This is a genomic window from Desulfurella amilsii (assembly GCF_002119425.1).
Lineage (GTDB): Bacteria > Campylobacterota_A > Desulfurellia > Desulfurellales > Desulfurellaceae > Desulfurella > Desulfurella amilsii.
Genome location: NZ_MDSU01000011.1, coordinates 95,293 through 118,041 on the forward strand (window position 1 = coordinate 95,293; position 22,749 = coordinate 118,041).

Consider the following 22,749-nt stretch of genomic DNA (forward strand, 5'->3'; position numbering starts at 1 on the left):
CTAAAAAAGGCAAGCAAGGCAATCATTTTGCCTTGCTTATGTCTTTGCCAATCAATAAATAAACGGTAGGTACAATAAATATTGTCAAAAATGTGCCGATGCCAAGGCCGCTTGCAATCACAAGGCCTATATCAAACCTGCTTGCAGCACCTGCTCCTGTGGCTAAAAGCAAGGGTACAACACCAAAAACCATAGCCGCAGTAGTCATCAAAATTGGGCGCAGCCTGATTTGGGCAGATTGTTCTATGGCCTCTTTCTTTGGAATGCCTTGATCTTGCAGGTCGTTTGCAAATTTTACTATTAATATGCCGTGTTTACTGACCAAACCGATTAATGTTACAAGACCCACTTCTGTGTATATATTCACAGTAGCAAAACCTAGACTCAAAAAGATTAAAGCCCCAGTAATTGACATAGGAACACTAATAAGAATTATCAAAGGGTCAATAAAGCTTTCAAACAATGCAGCCAAAACCAAATATATAATAACAAGAGCGAAAATAAATGTTATGAGCATACTGGAGCCTTCCTGGACAAATTGGCGGGACTGACCAGAGAAATTGTATGTATAACCCTGGGGAAAGATTTTCTTTGATAAATTTTCTAAATAGTTGAGTGCTTGGCCAAGCGTTACGCCTGGTTTCATGGTAGCCGAAATTGTTGCGCTGTTTTGTTGGTTAAACCTGTTTAGTGCTTCTGGGACTGTAGTTGTTTTTAATGTTATTATGCTTGATAATGGCACGAGCTGACCGTTTGAAGCGGCGATATAGTATTTTTTTAGGCTGTTTTGGTCAAATCTATACTTGTCAAGCACTTGGGGTATCACTTTGTAGCTATAGCCTTGCATGCTAAACCAGTTTATGTAATTTTCGCTCAAAAGCGTAGATAGCGAATCGCCAAGCGTTTGCATGTTTATGTCCATGCTTAAAGCTTTGCTTCTATCTATACTAATATCTATTTGGGGCTGATCATATTTAAGATCGCTATCTATATATGCAAAAAGGCCACTTTTCATAGCCTGAGCTATAAGTTCGTTTGATACTTGGTATAGTTGCTCATAACTTGATGTAGTCATAATAACAAATTGTACTGGCAGACCTTGAGAGCCTGGCAGACTTGGCAGTGGAAAAGCTACAATTTGTAAACCTGGCACTGTACTTAACTTTTCCTGTAAATATGGCAGAATCTCCATTTGTGTTTTTTTGCGCTCATTCCAAGGCTTTAACATAAACCCAGAAATTAAGGCATTGTTAGATGAGCCAAAACCCAGCTCCATAAAGTACTGTTGAAGTTCTGGAAATGTTTTGTATACATGCTCGATTTGTTTTGCACTGTGCTCTAAATCGTTTAGCGTAGCAGTTGGTGCGCCTGTGCCTTGAACGAATATTGCGCCTTGATCTTCTGTTGGAGCTAACTCAGATTTGCTGGTAATAAATAGAAAGTATGCGCTCGTTAAAACTACAATAATAACAAACACAACAACAGGTTTTGAGTCAAAAACAACCTTTAATATTTTTGTGTATAGTTTGCGCACGCCATCAAATTGTTTATCCAAAAAATGTACAAAACCTTTTTTAATTGTTTCTTCTTTTAAAAATTTTGATGAAAGCATCGGCGAAAGCGTCAATGCAACAATACCAGAAATTATCACATCGCCAGCCAAGGTAAAGGCAAATTCTTTAAACAAAGCACCAGTTAGACCGCTCATAAACCCAATAGGCAAAAACACAGCTACAAGCGTAATTGACATGGCTAAGATCGGCACACCCAGTTCTCTTGCAGCCAAAAGTGAGGCTTCAAGGCGGCTTTTGCCCTCGCTTATGTGTCTGTCAACATTTTCAACGACAATAATGGCGTCGTCCACAACAAGACCTATAGCTAAAACCATTGCAAGCAGGGTTAATAGGTTTATCGTATAGCCCAAAAGGAACATCATAAACATACCGCCTACTATGGACAACGGTATTGCGATAACTGGTATGATAACGCTTCTGTATGATCCTAAAAATAAAAATATTACAGCAATAACAACAATTAATGTTTCTAAAACAGTTTTTACCACTTCGTCTATGGATGTTTTAATGTAGGTTGTTCTGTCGTAGGCAACCTTCATATTCATGGCAGTAGGTAGCTGAGTTTTCATTGATGGCAATATCTTGTCAATATTATCCACTACCGTTAGAGGGTTTGCGGTTGGTGTGGTAAATATTCCAAGTACTATGGCTTCTTTGTCATTAAAAATGTTAGTCGCAGAATAGTTGATAGATCCTAATTTTACTTTTGCTATATCTTTTAAACGAATCAATGTGCCGTTGTAATTGGCGACGACCAAATTTTTGAACTCATCAACCGTATGCAAGTCTGTTGCGGTTGAAATATTTATTTGAATATATGGACTTTTGGTATAACCTGTGGCAGAAATATAGTTATTGCTTGCAAGTGCCTGCTGGGCTTGAAGGGGCGTTATGTTAAACTCGGCCATTTTTGTAGGGTTTAGCCAAACGCGCATTGCGAAGGTTTTATTGCCGTAAACCATTACTTGGCCAACGCCGTTTACCGCTTGAATCTGAGGCACTATGACGCGGTTTATGTAGTCTGTCATCTGAGATGAACTCATGCCGTTTGACGTAAATGCCAAATACAGGTATGCGACATTTGTAACACTTGTTTTTGTAATGACGGGTAGTTGGGCTTGTTTTGGTAGTTGGTTTAAAACGGAATTTACTTGAGCCAATACTTCAGATAAAGCGGCGTTTGGATTGTAGTTTAATTTCATATAAACATTGATTGTGCTTACACCTTCTGAACTTGATGAAGTCATGTAGTCTATACCTTCTGCTGAGGCAATCGCGCGCTCAAGCGGTGTTGTGATAAAGCCTTGGACTACTTCTGCACTTGCGCCTGGGTAGGCTGTCTGGACCGTAATGAGTGTATCTTCTGTTTTTGGGAATTGCCTAACACCAAGCTCGGTTATTGACCTTAAGCCCAAAAATAGGATTACTAAGCTTACAACAATCGACAATACGGGTTTTTTGATAAAAATATCCGTAAACTTCATTTTTAATCCTTCTCCACGGATTCAATAATAACAGGTGAGCCATTCCTTAGTTTAAGTTGACCCTGCGTTACTACCATCTGACCGCTTTTTAAACCTTTTAGCACTACCACTTTATTGTCTTGAGTTTGTCCTAACTGTACATACGCAGTATTGGCAATATATTCGTTGCCTTTTTTTGAGACTACATAGACATAGTCTCCATATGGGTTATATGTAATTGCCAATGACGGCACTACTACTGCGTTTGGTATTTTTGGTAGCACAATATTTACCTTTGCAAACATTCCGGGTTTTAACAAATACCCTTTGTTTTCTACTATTGCTCTTACTGTGGCATTTCTTGAAACGCTGTTTATATTGACGCTGATTGTTTTTATAGTGCCTTTTATAACTTCGTTTGGGTTTGAATCGGTGTGAATTTCTACTTCTTGGCCCACTTTGATTTTTTCTAAATCATTTTGGGGAAGCGTGAAATCAACATAAATAGGATCTATAGTGTAGAGCGATATAATTGATTGGCCTGGGTTTACATACTGGCCAACGCTCACATACCTTATACCTAAAACACCAGAAAACGGAGCTTTTATAGTCATTTTGTCGATTATAGATTGGGTTTGGGCAATTAAAGCTTGCGTTTGCTTTAGAGCAGATAGTGCTTGAATATATGAGGCTTTTGAGGCCGCATTTTTTTTGTAAAGCTCTTTGTATTGATTGTAGTTAAATTCGTCTAAAATTAACTGGGCTTTATACTGCTCTAGTTGGGCTTTTTGCGTGGAATCGTCTAATTTTGTCAATATCTGACCTTTTTTTACAGTTTGGCCAGAGTCAAAGTAAATTTTTTCTATTTGGCCGCTAACCTGTGTTGTTGCATTTACAGAATCTATTGATACAACGTTACCAATTGATTCTAGGTAGAGTTGCCAGTTTTGTAGTTTTGCGTAAGCGACTGTAACATAAGTTTTTGGTATGCCATGCATCATTTGAGCTTGCTTTGTTTTTGCGTCCATATAAGCTTTAAACCCAAAAATACCACCAAAAATTATCAAAAGCACTACAAAAGCTATTAAAAAACGCTTCCACATAAAATCTCCTTTTGAGCATTTAAAATTAATCAACCGTATAATTAATACATTTTATGGAAAAAAAGTCAAGGATATTTTGAATTTGAAATAAAAATTTAATTTTCTATACCAAAGTAAGCTTTTCTTACAATATCGTTTAATTTAAGATCCGATAAATTGCCAGATACCACTACCTTGCCATTGTCTATTACGTACCCTCTTTGTGCAAAGTCCAAAAACGCTATGTTTTGTTCGGCAATCAGGATAGAAAACTGCTCTTTATTTTGCAAATCATCTAAAATATTTATTATTGATTTTACAAATTTGGGCGAAAGACCATTTGATGGTTCATCTAAAACTACAAGTTTGGGATTTGACATTAAAAGTTTTGCTATGCCTAGCATTTTTCTTTGACCACCGCTTAAACTGCCCGCTAGAGCTTTTTTATGTTTTAGTAAATCTTGAAAGTATTCATACATTTGTTGTTTTCTTTGATTTGTGAGTTTCTTGTCCAAAAAAAATGCTCCTAACTCAAGATTTTCATCAACTGTAAGATTTGGAAAAATGCCAATTTCGGACATGTAGGCTATGCCCAACTTTACCCTCTTATCGGTTCTTAAATGAGTTATGTCTTTGCCTTCAAAATAGATTTTACCATTAAATATTTTTAAAAGCCCCATAATTGTTTTTAAAAGAGTAGTTTTGCCAGCACCGTTAACACCCAGTAAAATAACCCTTTCTTTTGGTTTGACGTATAAATCAATGCCCCATAAGACTTTTAATATTTTATAACCAGACTCAAGCGATTGTACTTCCAATAGCAACATTAACCTCCTAAAAACACTTCTACAACTTTTGGGTCATTTGCTGCCTGATCGATTGTGCCTTCAAAAATCTCTAAACCAGAATCCATTACTACAACCCTTGAGGTAATTTTACGTATAAAGTGCATTAAATGCTCAACAACAATGATTGCAATAGAATTCTTAGCTAAAGAGATTAAAATATCTGCAAGCCTGTCTGTTTCCTCTTTATTAAGACCTGCTGCAATTTCATCTACAAGAAGTAGTTTTGGTTTAGTTGCAAGAGCCCTTGCAAGGCCTAATAATTTTTGCTCAGAAGTGTTTAAATGTGCTGCTTGCTTATCTTGAAGTTTTTCTAAACCTACTATGTTAAGGGCTTTTTGTACATCGTCTTCAACATTGCAATAGCTTTTATTGATAGTTTTTAAGCTTTTTAATCGTCTAAAAAAAGTTCTAAGGCACTGTTTACCCGCATAAAGGGCAGCTACTTCAACATTTTCTCTTACAGTTAAGCCATGAAAGGGTTTTGGTATCTGAAATGTCCTGTTTATACCTAAGTGAGCTAATTTGTAAGGGGGTAGCTTATCTATACGTTTGTCTTTAAAGTATATTTTGCCATTATCGGGTTTATAAATACCAGATATTACGTTTATTAGTGTTGTTTTGCCAGAGCCATTTGGGCCTACAAGCCCTAAGATTTCATTTTCATAGACGCTTAAGCTTATTTTATTTAATGCTTTAAGACCGCCAAATTTTTTTTCTATACTTTCAACCCTTAATATTTCTTTATGGGACATATTTTCTTACCTTTTTAAATAAAGATATTACACCATCTGGCAAAAATAACACAAACACTATTATAAGAAATCCGTATATGAGCTGAAAATACTGAGGTGTTGATATTCCTATAAAATTGTACATTCCATACAAAATGATAGCCCCAACCAAAGGCCCAAGCAGTGTTGAAGCTCCACCAAAAAGCACAAACACAATAGCAAATATGCTTATATTTAAGCCAAATACCGTTTCTGGATAAAAAACAGACGTATACCATGCAAAAACACCACCGCACAAGCCTGCAACAAATGCACTCAAAAGCCAGGCTATTGTACGTGCAAGCACTACGTTTACGCCCGCTACGCTTGCTGTTATGCTATCTTCTTTGATAGAAAGAAGCGATAAGCCAAACTTGGATTGTCTAAAAAACAATACAAGCACAAGTGAAAAAAACAATACAAACAGCATGGCGTTATAGCTTGCTGTCGCATTATATACACTTGATAGCATTATACCGTATGGACCTTGCGTTATGTTTTCCAAATGAGGATTTGAGATTATATAGTAAATGGCTTGAGAAGCCGCTAGGTTTGCAATAGCAAAATAAGCTCCAGAAAGCCTCAAAAGTGGCGTTAGGATTATGCCTACTGCGCTTGCAGTCACACCACCCAGCAAAATTGCAGGTATTACACCTACATGCAAAAGCAGTATCAAAATGGACGCGCTATAAGCACCAGTACCAAAAAAACCCACATACCCAAAAGGTAAATACCCTGTAAAACCATAAATAAGGTTTAATCCTTCAGAGAGTGCTATATATAACATTAAATTAAACAACAAAAAGTCATTATTGTAGATCTTTGGCAAAATTGCAAACAAAACAGTTGTAATTACAATAAGTAGCATGCCAATAATAAGCCTCGCATTTTTTTTATGCATTTCTCACCCTTTTCCCCAAAAGTCCAGCAGGTTTAACAAGAAGAATTAAGATTAAAATAACATACGGTACTAAGTTCGTCCACGATGCTAGGTATGTTTGCATAAACATCATAGCGATACCATATATAATACCACCTAATATTGTACCAATAGGATTGCCCAAAGAGCCAATTACCACGATAGCAAAAGACATAGTGGTAAGTGATGAGCCAATGGATGGGTCTATTGATCCTATCATAAATGGAGCTAAAACACCAGCTACAGCTGCTAAGCTTAAACCTATACCCATTGCAAAAGCAGATATTTTGGATACACTTATGCCAACACTTGCAGCTTCCTCTTGGCTAGACATTATCGCTCTTGTAGCATAGCCCATTCTTGTATGATATAGATAATAATAAATAAAACCTATCATAATTAAACTAATAATAGCACTAATAAGCCATGCAAGTGGTATGGATTGAGATAAAATCGTTACGCTACCTTGCCCTAAGGTAGAAAATGGGATAGACTTTTGGTTATTTCCAAATGCAAATATTGCCAGTGCTTCTATAACTTGAGCAACACCAAAAAAAAGTATAAAAGATAGCATTTCTGGGTCTTTTGATTTAGATAGTCTTGGTACAAATGCGTAATACACAAAAAAACCCACAATCATGAAAACTACTATTTCAATGGGTATTGACCAGAGTGGATTTATATTTAATTTGCTAAATATGAGCCAGGCGCCAAAAGCGCCCAGCATTATAAAATCGCCATGAGCCAAATTAACCATGCGCATAACGCCAAATATTAAATTTAAACCTATACCCACAAGGGCAAAAAATATTCCAAATAACACGCCGCTAATCAAAGCGTAAAAAAACAACTCCATATTAATTCCCTAGATTAAGGTGCTGGATAAATGGGTTTTCCTGTTGCAATATTCATAGGATATACTACATGCAGCGCAAGGCCCGCCTTTGTTGGCTGAAACTGTCCAACGGGCAAAAACTCGCCGATTTGAGCACCTTCGTTATTAATTTTAAATAAGCCGTTTAATGTGAATATTTTTCCAGAAAAACTGTTTATCGCATTCCTAAATGACAATTGATTAAATTCTTTAGCTGTTGCAAGGGTTTTTTCTATTATTAAGCCATTATTATACCCCGCTGCAGTTAAGAAATCTACGGGTCTTTTTGTGTCCTGTGTATAGACTTTTTCAAATTCACTCATTGGCATGCCGCAGTTTACTTTGTTATACACTAATAGTGGTGGTGTAGGGTAGGTGTATGTATACTCGAGTGCTTTTGCACCAACATTCTTTTCTATTAAAGCAAGCTGCTGTCCAGGGAAAATTGTAAATACCATATTAAATTTTGCACCGCTAGCCTGTAAATTTTGCAAGAATGCTATGTCGTTTGGCGGGTATCCAAACTCTATAAGGGCCTGAGGGTGCTTAGCTTGAATGGTTCTTATTAAAACTGTGTAGTTTGATGTATCTGTAGGCACAGCATGGTAATATACGGGTTTAATCTTGGCTGCTTCTAATTTTGCCTTAAGCGTTTCTGCTTGAGATTGGTTAAAATCGTTTGCAGAGTAAATTACGGCAACTTTGTTAATTTTATGTGTAATGAGAAAATCAGCTAAAACTGTTGGCCAAACGCCGCTTGTAGGCAAACTTGTCAATACTAAATACGGATTTGCGGGAGAGAAGAATTTTGCAGAAGTGCCTGTTGGGTCAAAAAGCAAAATTTTGTGTTCTTGTGCTATAGGTACTGCTACGGATGTTAGTACAGAGCCAAAATCAGCTACTAAAATATTAACCTTATCTCTGGTAACTAGTTGATTGTACAATGTAGCAGCCAATGTTGTAGAGCTTTGGTCATCGTAGGCTATCAGCTTCACAGGTATCTTCTTTTTAAAAGCCGCTACATATACGCCGCCTTGTTTGTTTACCTGGCTTACCCAAAATTCTAAGCCATGATACTGCGATGTTGAAGAGGTAGCAAATGTCCCTGAGCTTGCATACAGTGTACCGATGAGGATCTGTTTTGGAGCCGCTGCTTTTGCTTGAAAAGGTAGTAAAATTATACCTACCACAAATGCAAGCAAAACTAAAGTTACATTTTTGAACCAACGCATGGTTCACCTCCCAAGTATAAACTTTAGTTAATTTATAAATTAATTTTAGAATTTTGTCAATAGGATCTGCTTAAAATTTAGTATTAATATAAAGATATAAAGATACTATATTAAATAACTATTACGATAATGTAATAACTTATAAATTAATTATAAATTAATAATATATTGACTTTTATTAAAAGATTTGATAAATTTTTTAAAATTATTAAGGAGGATTTATGAAAACTTACAAACGCTATCACCCGCTTGTATGGATATTAGTTATTATACCTATTTTAATTTTGTCTTTCGGGATACCTTATTATAACCGAAATGATGTAGTTTTTGGGTTTAACTTTATGTCATTTTTTCTGGTTATAATGGATATTGTTACAATTATATTAACTTTTATAGCCTACATTATCGAACAAAAAACTAGTCAAAGGAGAAAGCAATGAATGTGCTAGAATTAGCTATTATGCTTATTTTTATTATTATAGTAGGTATTGTGGGTTTTTACGCAAGTAAATTTAAACCATCTCTAACAAACGATATTACAGAGTGGAGCTTGGGTGGTAGGCATTTTGGTACATTTATTGTGTGGTTTTTGATAGGTGGTGATGTATATACAGCATATACCCTAATTGCAGTACCAGGATTAGCATACGGTGCTGGCGTGTTAGCGCTGTTTGCTACATCTTACGTTATAATGACTTACCCAATAGTTTTTTTAACTATGCCAAGACTATGGAATGCTGCAAAAAGGCATGGATTTATTACAGCAGGCGATTATGTGGAAAAAGTCTTTGATTCAAAAACACTTGCATTAATAGTAGGTATTGTAGGTATTTTGGCAGAGCTACCGTATATTGGACTACAGATTTTTGGGATGAATTTTATGTTAAGTGTTACGCATGTACCATCAAACATCACGATTATAATCTCTTTGCTTTTAGTTATGGGATTTACAATCTTCAATGGCCTAAGAGCCCCTGCTCTAACAGCATTTATAAAAGATTTTTTTGTTTGGGTAATGGTGTTATTTCTAATTGTATATATTCCAATACATTATTTTGGCTCAATTGGGCATATGTTTAGCTGGTTTAACCAGCATTATCCAAAAAAGTCTGTGCTTAGCCCGGCCCAGATTAGCGTATTTGGTACGCTTGCGTTTGGCTCCGCTGCGGCTTTGTTTTTGTACCCACACGCAATAACAGGTGTTTATTCGTCAAAAAGCGCAAATACAGTAAGAAAAAATGCTATTGTATTGCCCATTTATAATATTATGTTGCTTTTGATTACGCTGTTGGGTTTTGCAGCACTTTTTGTGGTACCTGGTTTAAAAAACCCCAATATGGCTTTCCCAATGCTAATTTCTAAAACATTCGGGCCTATTCCTACAGCACTAATCGGTGCGATTATAATACTTGGCAGTATGATTCCCGCATCAATTATGTCTATTGCAAGTGCCAATTTATTTACAAGAAATATCTATAAAAATTTAATAAATCCTAATATAAGCGACTCTACAGAAAGAATCATTAGCAAAGTTTCTGTTGCAGTAATAATATTGCTTGCTTTATATTTAAGTCTTGCGATGAGTCCTTCTTTTATAATAACTTTACAGCTAATGGCTGGATCCTGGATAGTGCAATTGTTTCCTTTAGTATTCTTGCCACTTTTTACAAATAGGGTTTCAAAAATTCCAGCAGGAGTTGCAACTATCGCTGGAATATTGCTTACAACTTATATTTTATATCTTGGGCATTTTAAGTTAGCTGTTTATAAAGGTATATGGGTAGGACTATATGGTCTTGCGATAGAAGTTGTCGTTTTATTAGCTTTGACTTTTTTATTTAAGCCAATGTCGAATATTAGTCTTGATGATTATTTAGACAGTTAATTTATAAGCCCAAGAAAGCTGTTTTCACCTGGGGATTTTCTAATAAATCCCCACCGCTTCCTGATAAAACAATTTTGCCTTCTGAGAGCACATAAGCATTGTTTGTAATAGATAAAGACAAATGAACATTTTGTTCAACAAGTAGCATAGCAATGCCTTTTTCTTTTAAGCTTTTAATGATACTGAACACTTCTATTGTAAGCTTTGGTGATAATCCTAGACTTGGTTCGTCAAATATAAGTATTTTGGGATCAGCCATTAAACCCCTTGCAATTGCTACCATCTGTTGCTCTCCGCCTGATAAACTTTGGGCTTTTTGGTTGATTCTTTCAGATAGTTTTGGAAACAAACTAAATACAAAATCCAGGTTTTGCTTATATTTGTTTTTAGCTCGCTTTAGATAAGCCCCCATTTGTAAATTTTCAAGGACACTCATTTCGCCAAACAATAATCTGCCTTCTGGCACCATTATAACACCAATTTGTGCCCTTTTATGTGCTGGTAGTTTTGTTATGTCTTTTCCATCAAATATAATAGAGCCATTTATTGTTGGTATAATGCCTGTTATTGCTCTAAGCAGGGTTGTTTTACCTGCGCCATTTGAGCCAATTATTGTGCATAATCCGCTGCATGTTTTAATGCTTACATCCCATAATATTTGAATTTCGTCATAACCAGCATTTAGACTTTTTACTTCTAGTACGCAACTCATTTTTCACCTACCAGCTGCAGAGCAAGTTTTGGATCACCCAAATAAGCTTCGATAACTTTTTGGTTGTTAGAGATTTCAGAAGGTGTACCTTGCGCAATTTTTTCTCCTGAATCCAATACCATAATTAGATCGCTTATTTTCATTGTAGCGTGCATTAGATGCTCTATCATGATAATAGTGATGCCGTTTTGCTTTATTTTTAAAATAATCTCTAGCATACTATCTACCTCTTTGGGGTTTAGACCGGCTAAAACTTCATCTAAGAGTACAATTTCGGGCTCGTTGGCAAGCGCTCTTGCTAGCTCTAATCTTTTTTTAAATGCCACATTGAGCTGATTTGCCAATGTAAACATTTTTGTTGATAATCCCACAAAATTTATTACATCCAATACAACCTTTTGGGCTTGCTTTAAATTGTAGTTTTTTTTACCAAAACAGGCTCCTACCATTACATTTTCTATAACTGTTAGCTCACCTAAGGGTTTAACAATCTGGTGAGTCCTTGCAATCCCAAGCCTAGCCCTTTTGTATGTAGGCAGTTTTGTAATATCTTTGTCTTTATAGTACAATGTGCCTGTTTCAGGTCTGTATACGCCGCTTATTATATTAAATAGTGTGGTTTTGCCAGCGCCATTTGGGCCAATAATACCGAAGATAGATTTTTCTTTAATTTCAAAGGATACATTCTTTACAGCCACAAGACCACCAAATGACAATTTTAAGTTTGTTCCTTTTAAAATCATTCCAGTACCTTCCGTAGATTTTTAAAATACTTTGTTAAAAGACCAACTATGCCACCTGGAGCAAACTGCACAATAATAAGCAGTATCAAGCCACTAACTGCAAGGTGTAAGTCTTTTACATATGGAAGCACAACCAAAACTCCATTAATTTTTTCATAAATTAGCGCACCCAGAGCGCTGCCTGCAATACTGCCATACCCACCAAGCATTACCATGACAATCATCTCAATCGATTTTACTAAGTTAAATGCACCAGATGGTTCAATATTACCGGACTTAAAGGCAAATATGCCACCTGCTATTGCAGGGAAAAAAGCAGAAATAGCATAAGCTATAGATTTATACAATTTTGTTTTTATGCCAAGCACAGAACTTGCATCTTGGTCTTCTCTAATAGAAAAAAGCCCAAGACCAAATTTAGATTTTTTAATGCAGTAAGCACTAACTACACTAAAAACTGTTAAAATGCCCATTAAATAGTACGATAACCATATAGCTTTAATTGCTCCACCGTAGTTTTCATATATACTAAAATCAAAGTATAAACCCATTGCGCTACCTAAGAAAGGAATGTTGCTTATTAGGCTTTTTACCGCTTCATTGATACCGATAGTGGCGATCGCAAAAATTGCTCCTCTTAGACTAAGTACCGCCTGGCCCAAAATAAAAGCTACCAAAGAGGCAAAAACACCTCCTATAAGTATTGAAACAACAAGATTCAATTTGTAAGCATACATTAAATAAAACGATGTATATGCACCAATGCCGTAGTATACAATATGGCCAAAGCTTACATATCCAGTGTATCCCATGATAATGTTTAGACTAACAGAAAGTGTAATGCTAAGCAAAATTAAGAATATCGTTTCTCTAAGCATCACATTATCTGTTAATATTGGATAAATAATCGCTACTATAAGGGCAGGCAATAACCAATAGAGCGTGTACCCTTTTTGCATTAGCGCCTCCCCCAAAGCCCGCTTGGTTTAATAAGCAAGATTATTACAAGTATGGTAAATTCTATAAAAGGCATATAATCGACAGGTATTTTTAAAGTTAAGATGTTTTCTAATAAGCCTAAAATAAGACCGCCTAAAATGGCACCAGCAGGGCTACCAAGTCCACCAAGCACGCAAATTACGAAACTTTTTAGCTCATAAACACTTCCAGATAGGATTGTAAATGGAAACAAAGAGGCAATTAAAGCACCAGAAACGGTTGCAAAAGCAACTCCAATACCAAATGAAACGGATAATACAAGCGTCGTATTGATACCGTAGAGTTTAGAGGCAGTGGGGTTTTGAGAAACTGCGCGTATAGCTTTGCCCAAGGATGTTTTAAATAAAAATAAGTAAAGCGCAGCAGCTAGCAAAAGGGAAACAACTCCTACAATAATGCGCGCATACGATATACTAGAATAACCAAGCGTAAATGAGCCCATATGCGTATCAATTGCCCGTGGATTTGTTGTAAAGAAAAATGTTCCAAGCCCAATAATTATAAGACTCAAAGCATAGGTAGACAAAAGCGTGCTGAGTTCTTTTTCATTTAACACCCTGTATAAACTTACAAAAAAAGCTACTGTGCCTACAGCTAAACCTGCTATAAAGATAGGAATCAGTGCCGTATAAACTGAAAACCCAAGTAACTTTATAGATAGGTAGGCTGCAAACATACCTAAAGCAATAAAGGCACCATGCGATAGATTTATTACCTTCATCACACCCCATATAAGGTTTAGGCCTAATGCGGCTATCGCATAGGCCAAACCTATTAAAACACCATTAATGATTGCGTTTACCCAAACTAACATAATAATTTACTTTTTAAATTTAGTGCTGTATGGGAATACAAGTTTTGCGTTAGCCGCAAGCGTAGGCCATACAATTTCTTTTACTAATTTATTATCAGATTTTAGCCATTGCAGATAAACCATTTCGTGGCCAATTTGCAAACCATGGTATTTACCTTGGGCAAATTTTATCTGACCGTAGAATGTTACGATGTTCATTCTATCAAGTGCTTGTTTTATCTTATTAGAATCCAAAGTACCTGTCTCTTCAATGGCTTTTTGTATTACAAGAGCTGAAGCAAAGCCACCTGCCGCATGATAGCCTGGCTCTTGGTGGTAGGTGTTTATATATGTGTCTGTAAACCATTTAACGCTTGGACCATAGTAAGACAGCTTTAATTTTTTAGCATTTTCTTGTGAATAGCTAACCTCTGGTTCCCACTGGGAAGGAGCAGTTACATAAAGTGCAGCTTCACCTATTTCTTTAAATTTAGGTACGGCAGGTGCAACAATTAGAGATATTAATTTTAGTGGGATTTTTTGCTCATAAACTTGCTTTGCAAGTGTCTCGCCATCGGCAAAATGACCTCCACCAATCAAAGCATCGGGCTTTGATGAAGACATTTTATTTAAAAATGCGCTAAAGTCTGTTGTGTTTGGCGTGTAGGCTTCAAACATCACAACATTAAAGCCATTTTTTTGTGCATAAGCTTTTGCTGCATCGCAAACTGCTTTTGCAAATTCGCTTTGTTCGTAAATAATTGCAACCTTTTTAGCTTTTGGATCGTGCTTTTTAAGCATATCTAAAGCGCCTGTTAGGTATCTTGAAGCAGGTGTGTACATCTGATATACCACAGAAAAACCTTTAGCAAATATATCGTCTGCTGCAGCACCTGTGCTTATAATGATTTTGCCGTATTGTTGAGCAATAATCGCCGCTGTGGCTGTTAGGTCTGAGCTGTATGGGCTAATTAAAAAGTCAACCTTGTCATTGTTTATTAACCTTACATAAAGTTGCTGAACGCGCTCTTTGTTACTTTCATCATCGTAATATTTAAGTGAAACAGGTAGTTTTTTGCCTAAAGACTTTACATAAATACCGCCGTTTTTGTTAACATTATTGGCCCACATTTGAAGACCTTGCAGTTGAGCTTTTGACTCCGCGTTAAGTTTGCCTGTTAGAGATGTTGTAAAACCAATCAAAATACTGTCTCTTGCAAAAGCTTTTGTTGTAAGCATGGCAAAGACAATAACCATCAAAAATACAAACAGCTTTTTCATAACCCGCACCTCCTTTTTGTTTAACAATTTACATTTTAACTATTTATTACATTTTGTCAATAATAATTAAATTATTTTTTAATGATAAGTTAAAATTTTTTTAGTAATATGTGAGATTTACAAAGTATCTTGATTTTTCTTGATTTTAGTTTATACTCAAAAGTAGCTTGATAGCTTTAAAAAGCAAAAAAGCTATGCTAAATGAGAAGAATATTGTTAAATTTTCTTTATAAGAATCAAAATTTGATAGTAATTAGGAGATTAGATGATAGGTAGTTTTTTGAAAAAAATGTTTGGCACGCAAAATGAAAGAACATTAAAAAGCATTGAGCCATTTGTTTTAAATATCAATGAAAAAGAACCCACATACAAAGCTATGAGTAATGAGCACCTCAAAGAAGCATACAAAAAACTTCAAATTGATTATGAAAGCGGCAAAAATCTGGACGATTTATTGGTAGACTCATTTGCTATTACAAGGGAAGTTGCAAATAGGACTTTGTCTATGAGGCATTTTAATGTGCAGTTGATAGGCGGTGTAGTATTGCATCAGGGCAAAATAGCCGAGATGAAAACAGGCGAGGGCAAAACGCTTGTTTCGACATTGCCTATTGCATTAAATGCGCTAACTAAAAAAAATATGCATTTGATAACCGTAAATGACTACTTAGCAAAAAGAGATGCTTTGTGGATGGGACCTATATATAAATTTTTAGGTCTAAATGTGGGCGTTATACAGCAAGAAAATAAATCGTATTTAGTTGAATTTGAAGATGAAAAAACATTTAAAACGAGCTTAGTGCCTTGCGAAAGAAGGGAAGCTTACTTAGCCGATGTTACGTATGGTGTAAATAGCGAGTTTGGGTTTGATTATTTAAGAGACAATATGGCATATTCAAAAGATGAGTGGGTGCAGCGAGGGTTTTACTATGCTATAATTGACGAAGTGGACTCAATTTTGATAGACGAGGCAAGAACCCCCCTTATAATATCAGGCCCAAGCGGTACACCCACAAAGGTTTACTATGAAGTTGACAAAGCTATTAGTCAGCTTACAAAAGATGATTACGAGGTTGATGAAAAATTAAAAACAGCTGTTCTAACTGACAAAGGTGTAGAAAAAATTCAAAAACTTTTACGCATAGAAAACCTATACGACACCAAAAACATAGAAACCATACACATTGTAAACCAATCATTGAAAGCACATACATTGTTTTTAAAGGACAGAGACTACATAGTAAAAGATGCAAAAGTAATCATAATCGATGAGTTTACAGGCAGAATGATGCCGGATAGACGCTACTCAGATGGGCTGCATCAGAGCATTGAGGCAAAAGAAAAGGTCAAAATTCAGGAAGAATCGCAAACACTTGCCACCATTACATTCCAAAACTACTACAGAATGTATGAAAAACTCTGCGGTATGACAGGGACAGCCGATACTGAAAGCAGAGAATTCAAAGAAATCTATAATTTAGATGTTGTGGTTATTCCTACAAATAAACCAATGGTAAGGGTAAATAGGCAAGATTTAATATTTAAAACACACAAAGAAAAGATTAATGCTATAGCAAATGAAATTAAAGCACGCTACGAAAAAGGTCAGCCCGTACTCATTGGCACAACAAGTGTGGAAAAATCAGAAGAGTTGCACAAGACTCTTACCAAGATGCGTATACCGCATATGGTATTAAACGCAAAACATCATGAGAAGGAAGCAGAAATTATTGCTCAGGCTGGCAAAAAAAAGGCATCAACAATTGCTACAAATATGGCTGGTCGTGGTGTTGATATTAAAATTGATGATGAAGTAGCTAAGCTTGGAGGACTATTTATACTTGGCACAGAGCGTCATGAATCAAGAAGGGTTGACAATCAGCTAAGGGGTAGGTCTGGCAGGCAAGGTGATCCTGGAGAGTCGAGATTCTTCTTATCTTTGGAAGATGATTTGCTGCGAATTTTTGGCTCAGAGCGCATTCAAGTTATAATGGATAAGCTCGGTATACAAGAAGGTGAAGCTATAGAAAATAAATTTGTTACAAGGGCTGTTGAAAATGCCCAGAAGAAAGTTGAAGAATATAACTTTGATATTAGAAAACACCTACTTGATTACGATAATGTAGCTAATACTCAAAGAAGCGTAATTTATAGGCAAAGAAAAGAAATTCTTGAAAGCGAAAGCATTAAAGACACGATTTTAGATTTTATAGATGACGTGATAAGTTCAATGGTGGATAGTTATTTGGAAAGCCTTATTGATTTAAAAGCACTAAAGCTAAAATTTAAGCAAATTTTTAATTTAGAAATTGAGCTTGACGAAAATGAAAATGATAGAGAAAAGATATTGGAACAATTAAGAAACCTTGTTCTTACAGCGTATAAAGAAAAAGAGGATATACTGCAAGATCAGATGAGAGAACTTGAAAAAAACGTATTACTGCAGGTTTTGGATTCTGCATGGAGAGAGCATTTAAAGAACATGGATGCTCTACGAGAGTCCATTGGGCTTAGGGGATATGGACAAAGGGATCCTTTAGTTGAATACAAAAAAGCTTCTTTTGAGATGTTTGAGGATATGATAAACAATCTTAAAGAAGATAGTTTATCAACTCTATTCCATTTAAAAATTGTTTTCGATAATTAAAACACCTTTTTCAAAAGATTTAATACTTACGATTGAAAAAAAGATAGATAGGATTGCTTTCGTTGACAAGAATACTATATATGAACAGAGTTCTTTACAAAAAATGTTTTCTATGGTATTTAAAAAGAGGAATTTGTCATTTTTTGATTATAATTTGCTAAACTGGGAGATGCTAAGTGATGAACAAAAAATACTGTATAACTACTTAAGGCATGTTAGCGGAGTGATTACTTATAAAGAATTAGGTGAAAGGCTTGGTTTTCACCAAAGAAAAATTGCTTATTTTATGAAAATAAATCCTTTTGTATACGTCGTGCCATGCCATAGGGTTGTTGCAAAAAATTCGATCGGAGGATATCAATTTTCTATTGAGCTTAAAAAAGAGTTATTGGATTTCGAAAAAAATTTTTAAGGAGTTTGCAGGATGGAATTATTTGATAAATGTATAAATTTTGTAGCTTATAAAGAAATAGAACAAGCTGGTCTTTACCCTTATTTTCAACCAATTTCAAGCGAGCAAGGCACAGAAGTGATTATTAATGGCAAAAAAATATTAATGCTTGGTTCTAATAGTTATTTAGGTTTAACAGTGCATCCAAAGGTAAAACAGGCAGCGATCGACGCAATAAAAAAGTATGGCACAGGGTGTGCCGGCTCTCGTTTTTTAAATGGGACATTGGATATTCATATAGAACTTGAAGAAAAGCTTGCAAAATTTACAAAAAAAGAAAAAGCTGTGCTTTTTTCAACAGGTTTTCAAGCAAATTTAGGTGCTATTGCGGGCCTTGTGGGGAAAGATGATTATGTAATAATTGACAAATCCGATCACGCAAGCATAGTAGATGGTACAAAATTATCATTTGGTGAAGTAAAACGCTTTTTTCACAATGATATGCAATCTTTAGAAAAAGTTCTTCAATCTATCGATATAAATGCAGGTAAACTTATTGTGATTGACGGCGTATACAGTATGGACGGTGATATTGCTAATTTGCCAGAGATTATTAATTTAAAAAAGCGCTACAATGCACGTGTTATGGTAGACGATGCGCACGCATTTGGTGTGATTGGTAAAAATGGCTCTGGTACTGCAAGTCATTTTAATTTAATTGAAAAGACCGATATTATAATGGGCACATTTAGCAAATCATTTGCTTCTTTAGGTGGTTTTATTGCAGCCGATACTTATGTAATAGATTATTTAAAGCACTTTGCGCGTAGTTTAATCTTTTCTGCAAGCATAACACCTGCATCATGTGCTGCAGTGCTTGCAAGCCTTGAGATTATGCAAAATGAGCCAGAACTGATAGGAAAATTATGGGCAAACACAAATCACATGAGAGATGGATTAAAAAGTGTTGGTTTTGATACTTTTCAAAGTTGTACGCCAATAATACCGGTGCTTGTAGGGGATGATATGAAAGTTTTGCAGTACAGAAAAATGCTTTTTGAAGAGGGCATTTTTGTTAATCCCGTAGTTTCTCCTGCTGTGCCTAAAAATAAGGCACTTATACGCTTGAGTTTAATGGCTACACATACATTTGATCAAATTGATTTTGCTTTAGAAAAAATTACAAAAGTAGGAAAGCACCTGGGTGTTATATGATTGTAGAAGCTAATAGTGATAGTTTAAAAAAGGAGTTTATAGATTTTCCGTTTTCTTTATATAAAAAAGACAAATTCTGGGTTGCGCCTTTGCGTTTTGAAGAAAAAAAATTGTTTGATCCCAAAAATCCATTCTATAAAAATGCTAAAATAAAATTATTTTTGTATAAGAAAGATGGTCAAACGCTTGGAAGAATAGCCGCGGTTGTTAACAAATGGCACAACGACTATCACAGGGATAAAGTTGGCTTTTTTGGTTTTTTTGAATGTATAAACGATTATGAGGTAGCAAAGAGTTTATTTGATAGTGCAAGCGAATATTTAAATCAAAATGACTTGAAATCGATAAGAGGGCCTGCAAACCCTTCACTGAATCACACATGCGGGTGTTTATACAAAGGCTATTTTCAAGAACCCGTTTACATGATGCCGTATAACCCTAAATATTATGTCGACTTGATCGAAAATTATGGGTTCAAAAAAGTGCAAGACTTGTTTGCTTTTTACTTATCTGTAGCAAACAAACCTAACTCAAAATACATAGAATTGAGCAAAAAGATAGTAAAAAAATACAATGTTACTTTAAGAAGTCTTTCAAAAAAATACTTTGAAAGAGATCTGGAAATTCTGTGGGATATTTATTGTAAGGCTTGGGCTGATAATTGGGGTTTTGTGCCCCCTACAAAAGAAGAATTTTTTTATTTGTCAAAAGATATGAAAAATTTAGTGAGCTCTGAACTTGTAATTATTGCTGAAAAAGATGGCATACCTTGCGCATACTCTGCCGTTATACCGGATTTTAATTACATACTAAAAAAAGCAAAAGGCTCAATTACGCCTTTAAGCTTTGTTTCTATAATTTCTACTATACCAAAAATTGACAATTATAGACTGATTACGCTTGGAATCATACCAGAATATAGAAAGTTGGGCATAGATTTGCTTTTATATATAAAAAGTTTTGAAGTAGTTGAAAAAAGAAACGGCAAAGGTGGAGAACTTTCCTGGACACTTGAAGACAATGATAAAATTAACAAAGCTATTACCTCAATGAATTCAGAACATTATAAAACCTACCGTATTTATGAAAAAAACCTCTAATTATTTATTTGGCTCTATTATATGCTCTTTTAATAACCCTTCATAAATCTTTTTTGATACAGCTGCTGCATAATGGCTGTCATAGCCATGTTCCAAAAAAACAACCATTATAATTTGTGGATTATGTTTTGGTGCAAATGATGCAAACCATGCTTGAGGTAGGTATTTTCTGATTTTATTTAGATCCCAATTGTTCTGTACGAGCAAATTATCCAGTTGTTTACTTGTAACAACCTGTGCTGTGCCTGTTTTCCCACAAATAGTTAAATTTGGTATGTATGCGTTGTGTGCTGTACCAATAGGGCTTGATACGGTTAGCTCAAGAGCGTTTTTTATTATCTCAAAATCTTTTTTAGCATTTTTTATATCGTATAGTAGCGTTTTGGGCTCTATATAACTTAAGCGTGGTTTATAAGCAACGCCCTCGTTTGCTATGATAGAAAAACCTACGGCAAGTTGTAGGGGTGTAAATAGCGTATAAGCTTGCCCTATAGCGCTTGTTATAGTATCCCCCAAATACCATGGTGTGTGAAATATTTTGTACTTGTACTGCGGAGAAGCAATAATGCCTTTTGATTCATATCCAAATAAACCTACACTTTCACCAAACCCAAATTTCTGTAAGTATTCGTCAATTGTTTTCATGCCTAGTTTCATGCCTATTTGGTACATAAAGACATCTGATGAGCCAGCTAAAGCCGTGTATAAGTTAATTTTGCCAAAACCACCGGCTTTCCAATCTTTAAAAGTATACGAGCCAATTTTTATTTCGTAAGGACAATACAGATAGGTATCTGGCGTTATTATGCCTTTTTGTAGGGCTGCAAAAATTAAAAAAGGTTTTATTGTAGAACCTGGTGGATATGCGCCTTGAACAGCTCTATTAAACAAGGATATTTTATCTCCTTTTTCTAGCTGTTGCCATTCTTGCTCTAAAATACCATTCACAAAATCGTTAGAGTTAAAAGAAGGCTTGCTTACAAGTGCCAACACATCTCCGTTGTTTCTTAGAATAACAACGGCTCCCTTATAGTTCCCAAGCGCATCATATGCTATCTGCTGAGCTTTATAATTTATAGTTAAACGTATATTTTCACCTTTTTTAGGATTTTGTTGGCCAAGTATTTTAACTGTTGTACCAGACACATTGCGTTCCACTTCCTTATAACCCCATGTGCCTTCAAGCTGCTTATTAAATAATTTTTCAATACCCATTTGCCCAACATAAGAACCAGTAGGTGCTCCCTTTTTTATATTTTCTTCATTAGCTTCTTGTATATAGCCAACAACAGGTGCATAGATATATGGGTTTCCTAAGTAAACCCTTTTTGGCTCAATTTCAACATCGACATTTTTTAGTATATCTTTATGAGATAATACCTCAAACACCTGGTTATGGCTTATATTGTTGGCTAGCACTTGAGTTGAAAAATAGCTGATAGAGTCGATTTTTTTCTCAATTTTTTCTTTAGGTTTTTCGAGAATCTTAGATAAAAGATCTATTTCTTTTGGGTCAGTCTTTATATTTCTTGTGAAATATAAAGTAAATGAAGGCTCGTTAGACGCAATAATATAATTATCAGATGTTAAAATTTCACCACGGGCTGGCCTTATGCCAATTAGGCGCAGGCAGTTATTTTTTGCCATTTCGTTGTATAGATTATAATTTATAACCTGTAAATAAAATAATCTGCCGATAATAATCAAGGTGGTTATAAGCAAAATAAACTTAATGTAGTTTTTTGCCGTATTGAAATTTTTTGATACGGGAATATCAATCTTTCTTGGCATAATTTATTTGCATAAGACTTTGAACTATGGAATAAAAGAAATACAACAACAAGACATTCAAAAGCGAAACAAAAAAAGGTACTTTTGATACTAAGTTATCATATGTGCCAATCAACAATAAAAGCGCAAAGATAAATTTAGAGCCAAATACTCTTTTTGAAAGATCGTTAAGAAATACTATAAAAACAAACGCAAAGGCATTGTAAAAAAAACCCGCCTGCTGCATACAATCTAATAAAAATCCTGCTAAAAAAGCCACAAAATAGAATTTATTAGGGCTGTTTGAATTAAGATGAGTACTGTTGGATATAGCTATTATAGTGATTATTAAAAAAGAAAAAGCCTCGTATGGTATAAAAAATATATAGCTACTGAATATCGAAAATGCAACAGCAATAAGCAAAATAATTACAAAAATTAAATATTTCAA

20 protein-coding genes are annotated in these 22,749 nt (G+C 35.2%); 6 read left to right on the forward strand and 14 right to left on the reverse strand.

What is annotated here, in order from left to right:
* Positions 1-22: 22 nt before the first annotated feature.
* The 7 genes from DESAMIL20_RS02805 to DESAMIL20_RS02835 form a co-directional block, all read right to left on the reverse strand.
* A complete protein-coding gene (locus DESAMIL20_RS02805; protein ID WP_086033307.1) occupies positions 23-3,058 on the reverse strand; it encodes an efflux RND transporter permease subunit in 3,036 nt (1,011 codons plus the stop codon).
* A gap of 2 nt (positions 3,059-3,060) precedes the next feature.
* Positions 3,061-4,140 (reverse strand): efflux RND transporter periplasmic adaptor subunit, encoded by a 1,080-nt coding sequence (locus DESAMIL20_RS02810; protein ID WP_086033308.1) that lies wholly within the window; start codon positions 4,138-4,140, stop codon positions 3,061-3,063.
* A 95-nt stretch (positions 4,141-4,235) separates the two neighbouring features.
* Positions 4,236-4,946 (reverse strand): ABC transporter ATP-binding protein, encoded by a 711-nt coding sequence (locus DESAMIL20_RS02815; protein WP_086033309.1) that lies wholly within the window; start codon positions 4,944-4,946, stop codon positions 4,236-4,238.
* Entirely contained in the window at positions 4,946-5,719 is a 774-nt protein-coding gene (locus DESAMIL20_RS02820; RefSeq protein ID WP_086033310.1) for an ABC transporter ATP-binding protein, read from the reverse strand. The genes DESAMIL20_RS02815 and DESAMIL20_RS02820 overlap by 1 nt, the downstream gene beginning before the upstream one ends.
* Positions 5,709-6,638, reverse strand: coding sequence for a branched-chain amino acid ABC transporter permease (locus DESAMIL20_RS02825; RefSeq protein ID WP_086033311.1), 930 nt, complete (start codon positions 6,636-6,638; stop codon positions 5,709-5,711). The genes DESAMIL20_RS02820 and DESAMIL20_RS02825 overlap by 11 nt, the downstream gene beginning before the upstream one ends.
* Positions 6,631-7,512 (reverse strand): branched-chain amino acid ABC transporter permease, encoded by an 882-nt coding sequence (locus DESAMIL20_RS02830; protein ID WP_086033312.1) that lies wholly within the window; start codon positions 7,510-7,512, stop codon positions 6,631-6,633. Before DESAMIL20_RS02830 ends, DESAMIL20_RS02825 begins: the two co-directional genes overlap by 8 nt.
* 14 nt (positions 7,513-7,526) lie before the next feature.
* Positions 7,527-8,762: an ABC transporter substrate-binding protein gene (locus tag DESAMIL20_RS02835; protein ID WP_086033313.1), complete on the reverse strand. Its 1,236-nt coding sequence runs from the start codon at positions 8,760-8,762 to the stop codon at positions 7,527-7,529.
* Between the two features lie 221 nt (positions 8,763-8,983).
* Here DESAMIL20_RS02835 and DESAMIL20_RS02840 point away from each other — a divergent pair, with 221 nt between their 5' ends.
* Both DESAMIL20_RS02840 and DESAMIL20_RS02845 read left to right on the forward strand, forming a co-directional pair.
* On the forward strand, positions 8,984-9,202 hold the full coding sequence (locus DESAMIL20_RS02840) for a hypothetical protein (protein WP_086033314.1): 219 nt from the start codon (positions 8,984-8,986) through the stop codon (positions 9,200-9,202).
* A complete protein-coding gene (locus DESAMIL20_RS02845; RefSeq protein WP_086033315.1) occupies positions 9,199-10,647 on the forward strand; it encodes a sodium:solute symporter family protein in 1,449 nt (482 codons plus the stop codon). Before DESAMIL20_RS02840 ends, DESAMIL20_RS02845 begins: the two co-directional genes overlap by 4 nt.
* A gap of 1 nt (position 10,648) precedes the next feature.
* On the opposite strand, the gene DESAMIL20_RS02850 is transcribed toward DESAMIL20_RS02845, so the two are convergent.
* From DESAMIL20_RS02850 to DESAMIL20_RS02870, 5 genes are read right to left on the reverse strand one after another with little or no spacing between them, the layout of a single operon-like run.
* Positions 10,649-11,359 (reverse strand): ABC transporter ATP-binding protein, encoded by a 711-nt coding sequence (locus DESAMIL20_RS02850; protein ID WP_086033316.1) that lies wholly within the window; start codon positions 11,357-11,359, stop codon positions 10,649-10,651.
* A complete protein-coding gene (locus DESAMIL20_RS02855; protein ID WP_086033317.1) occupies positions 11,356-12,102 on the reverse strand; it encodes an ABC transporter ATP-binding protein in 747 nt (248 codons plus the stop codon). Before DESAMIL20_RS02855 ends, DESAMIL20_RS02850 begins: the two co-directional genes overlap by 4 nt.
* Positions 12,099-13,061, reverse strand: coding sequence for a branched-chain amino acid ABC transporter permease (locus DESAMIL20_RS02860; RefSeq protein WP_086033318.1), 963 nt, complete (start codon positions 13,059-13,061; stop codon positions 12,099-12,101). Before DESAMIL20_RS02860 ends, DESAMIL20_RS02855 begins: the two co-directional genes overlap by 4 nt.
* On the reverse strand, positions 13,061-13,915 hold the full coding sequence (locus DESAMIL20_RS02865; protein ID WP_086033319.1) for a branched-chain amino acid ABC transporter permease: 855 nt from the start codon (positions 13,913-13,915) through the stop codon (positions 13,061-13,063). The genes DESAMIL20_RS02860 and DESAMIL20_RS02865 overlap by 1 nt, the downstream gene beginning before the upstream one ends.
* 6 nt (positions 13,916-13,921) lie before the next feature.
* Complete coding sequence (locus DESAMIL20_RS02870) at positions 13,922-15,175, reverse strand: amino acid ABC transporter substrate-binding protein (RefSeq protein ID WP_086033320.1); 1,254 nt, start codon at positions 15,173-15,175, stop codon at positions 13,922-13,924.
* 265 nt (positions 15,176-15,440) lie between these two features.
* On the opposite strand from DESAMIL20_RS02870, the gene secA reads away from it, so the two are divergent.
* The 4 genes from secA (at position 15,441) to DESAMIL20_RS02890 (ending at position 20,528) form a co-directional block, all read left to right on the forward strand.
* Entirely contained in the window at positions 15,441-17,822 is a 2,382-nt protein-coding gene (secA, locus tag DESAMIL20_RS02875; RefSeq protein WP_086033321.1) for a preprotein translocase subunit SecA, read from the forward strand.
* 169 nt (positions 17,823-17,991) lie between these two features.
* Complete coding sequence (locus tag DESAMIL20_RS02880) at positions 17,992-18,234, forward strand: MGMT family protein (protein WP_204218554.1); 243 nt, start codon at positions 17,992-17,994, stop codon at positions 18,232-18,234.
* 12 nt (positions 18,235-18,246) lie between these two features.
* Positions 18,247-19,428: an aminotransferase class I/II-fold pyridoxal phosphate-dependent enzyme gene (locus DESAMIL20_RS02885; RefSeq protein ID WP_086033322.1), complete on the forward strand. Its 1,182-nt coding sequence runs from the start codon at positions 18,247-18,249 to the stop codon at positions 19,426-19,428.
* The gene (locus DESAMIL20_RS02890; RefSeq protein ID WP_086033323.1) at positions 19,425-20,528 is read left to right on the forward strand and encodes a hypothetical protein; all 1,104 of its coding nucleotides are present in this window, start codon (positions 19,425-19,427) and stop codon (positions 20,526-20,528) included. The genes DESAMIL20_RS02885 and DESAMIL20_RS02890 overlap by 4 nt, the downstream gene beginning before the upstream one ends.
* Here DESAMIL20_RS02890 and mrdA read toward each other — a convergent pair whose 3' ends face one another.
* Positions 20,529-22,319, reverse strand: coding sequence for a penicillin-binding protein 2 (mrdA, locus tag DESAMIL20_RS02895; RefSeq protein ID WP_086033324.1), 1,791 nt, complete (start codon positions 22,317-22,319; stop codon positions 20,529-20,531). It abuts the gene before it with no gap.
* Positions 22,303-22,749, reverse strand: a complete 447-nt coding sequence (locus tag DESAMIL20_RS02900) for a hypothetical protein (protein WP_086033325.1) — start codon at positions 22,747-22,749, stop codon at positions 22,303-22,305. The genes mrdA and DESAMIL20_RS02900 overlap by 17 nt, the downstream gene beginning before the upstream one ends.

What these genes read in the sequence shown, in the direction of transcription:
- DESAMIL20_RS02830 (WP_086033312.1), bottom strand. Translation starts at nt 7,512, where the DNA reads ATGGAGTTGTTTTTTTACGCTTTGATTAGCGGCGTGTTATTTGGAATA.
- DESAMIL20_RS02835 (WP_086033313.1), bottom strand. Translation starts at nt 8,762, where the DNA reads ATGCGTTGGTTCAAAAATGTAACTTTAGTTTTGCTTGCATTTGTGGTA.
- DESAMIL20_RS02870 (WP_086033320.1), bottom strand. Translation starts at nt 15,175, where the DNA reads ATGAAAAAGCTGTTTGTATTTTTGATGGTTATTGTCTTTGCCATGCTT.
- DESAMIL20_RS02815 (WP_086033309.1), bottom strand. Translation starts at nt 4,946, where the DNA reads ATGTTGCTATTGGAAGTACAATCGCTTGAGTCTGGTTATAAAATATTA.
- DESAMIL20_RS02805 (WP_086033307.1), bottom strand. Translation starts at nt 3,058, where the DNA reads ATGAAGTTTACGGATATTTTTATCAAAAAACCCGTATTGTCGATTGTT.
- DESAMIL20_RS02885 (WP_086033322.1), top strand. Translation starts at nt 18,247, where the DNA reads ATGGAATTATTTGATAAATGTATAAATTTTGTAGCTTATAAAGAAATA.
- DESAMIL20_RS02845 (WP_086033315.1), top strand. Translation starts at nt 9,199, where the DNA reads ATGAATGTGCTAGAATTAGCTATTATGCTTATTTTTATTATTATAGTA.
- DESAMIL20_RS02840 (WP_086033314.1), top strand. Translation starts at nt 8,984, where the DNA reads ATGAAAACTTACAAACGCTATCACCCGCTTGTATGGATATTAGTTATT.
- DESAMIL20_RS02810 (WP_086033308.1), bottom strand. Translation starts at nt 4,140, where the DNA reads ATGTGGAAGCGTTTTTTAATAGCTTTTGTAGTGCTTTTGATAATTTTT.
- DESAMIL20_RS02825 (WP_086033311.1), bottom strand. Translation starts at nt 6,638, where the DNA reads ATGCATAAAAAAAATGCGAGGCTTATTATTGGCATGCTACTTATTGTA.
- DESAMIL20_RS02855 (WP_086033317.1), bottom strand. Translation starts at nt 12,102, where the DNA reads ATGATTTTAAAAGGAACAAACTTAAAATTGTCATTTGGTGGTCTTGTG.
- DESAMIL20_RS02850 (WP_086033316.1), bottom strand. Translation starts at nt 11,359, where the DNA reads ATGAGTTGCGTACTAGAAGTAAAAAGTCTAAATGCTGGTTATGACGAA.
- DESAMIL20_RS02820 (WP_086033310.1), bottom strand. Translation starts at nt 5,719, where the DNA reads ATGTCCCATAAAGAAATATTAAGGGTTGAAAGTATAGAAAAAAAATTT.
- DESAMIL20_RS02890 (WP_086033323.1), top strand. Translation starts at nt 19,425, where the DNA reads ATGATTGTAGAAGCTAATAGTGATAGTTTAAAAAAGGAGTTTATAGAT.
- secA (WP_086033321.1), top strand. Translation starts at nt 15,441, where the DNA reads ATGATAGGTAGTTTTTTGAAAAAAATGTTTGGCACGCAAAATGAAAGA.
- DESAMIL20_RS02880 (WP_204218554.1), top strand. Translation starts at nt 17,992, where the DNA reads ATGCTAAGTGATGAACAAAAAATACTGTATAACTACTTAAGGCATGTT.
- DESAMIL20_RS02865 (WP_086033319.1), bottom strand. Translation starts at nt 13,915, where the DNA reads ATGTTAGTTTGGGTAAACGCAATCATTAATGGTGTTTTAATAGGTTTG.
- DESAMIL20_RS02860 (WP_086033318.1), bottom strand. Translation starts at nt 13,061, where the DNA reads ATGCAAAAAGGGTACACGCTCTATTGGTTATTGCCTGCCCTTATAGTA.
- mrdA (WP_086033324.1), bottom strand. Translation starts at nt 22,319, where the DNA reads ATGCCAAGAAAGATTGATATTCCCGTATCAAAAAATTTCAATACGGCA.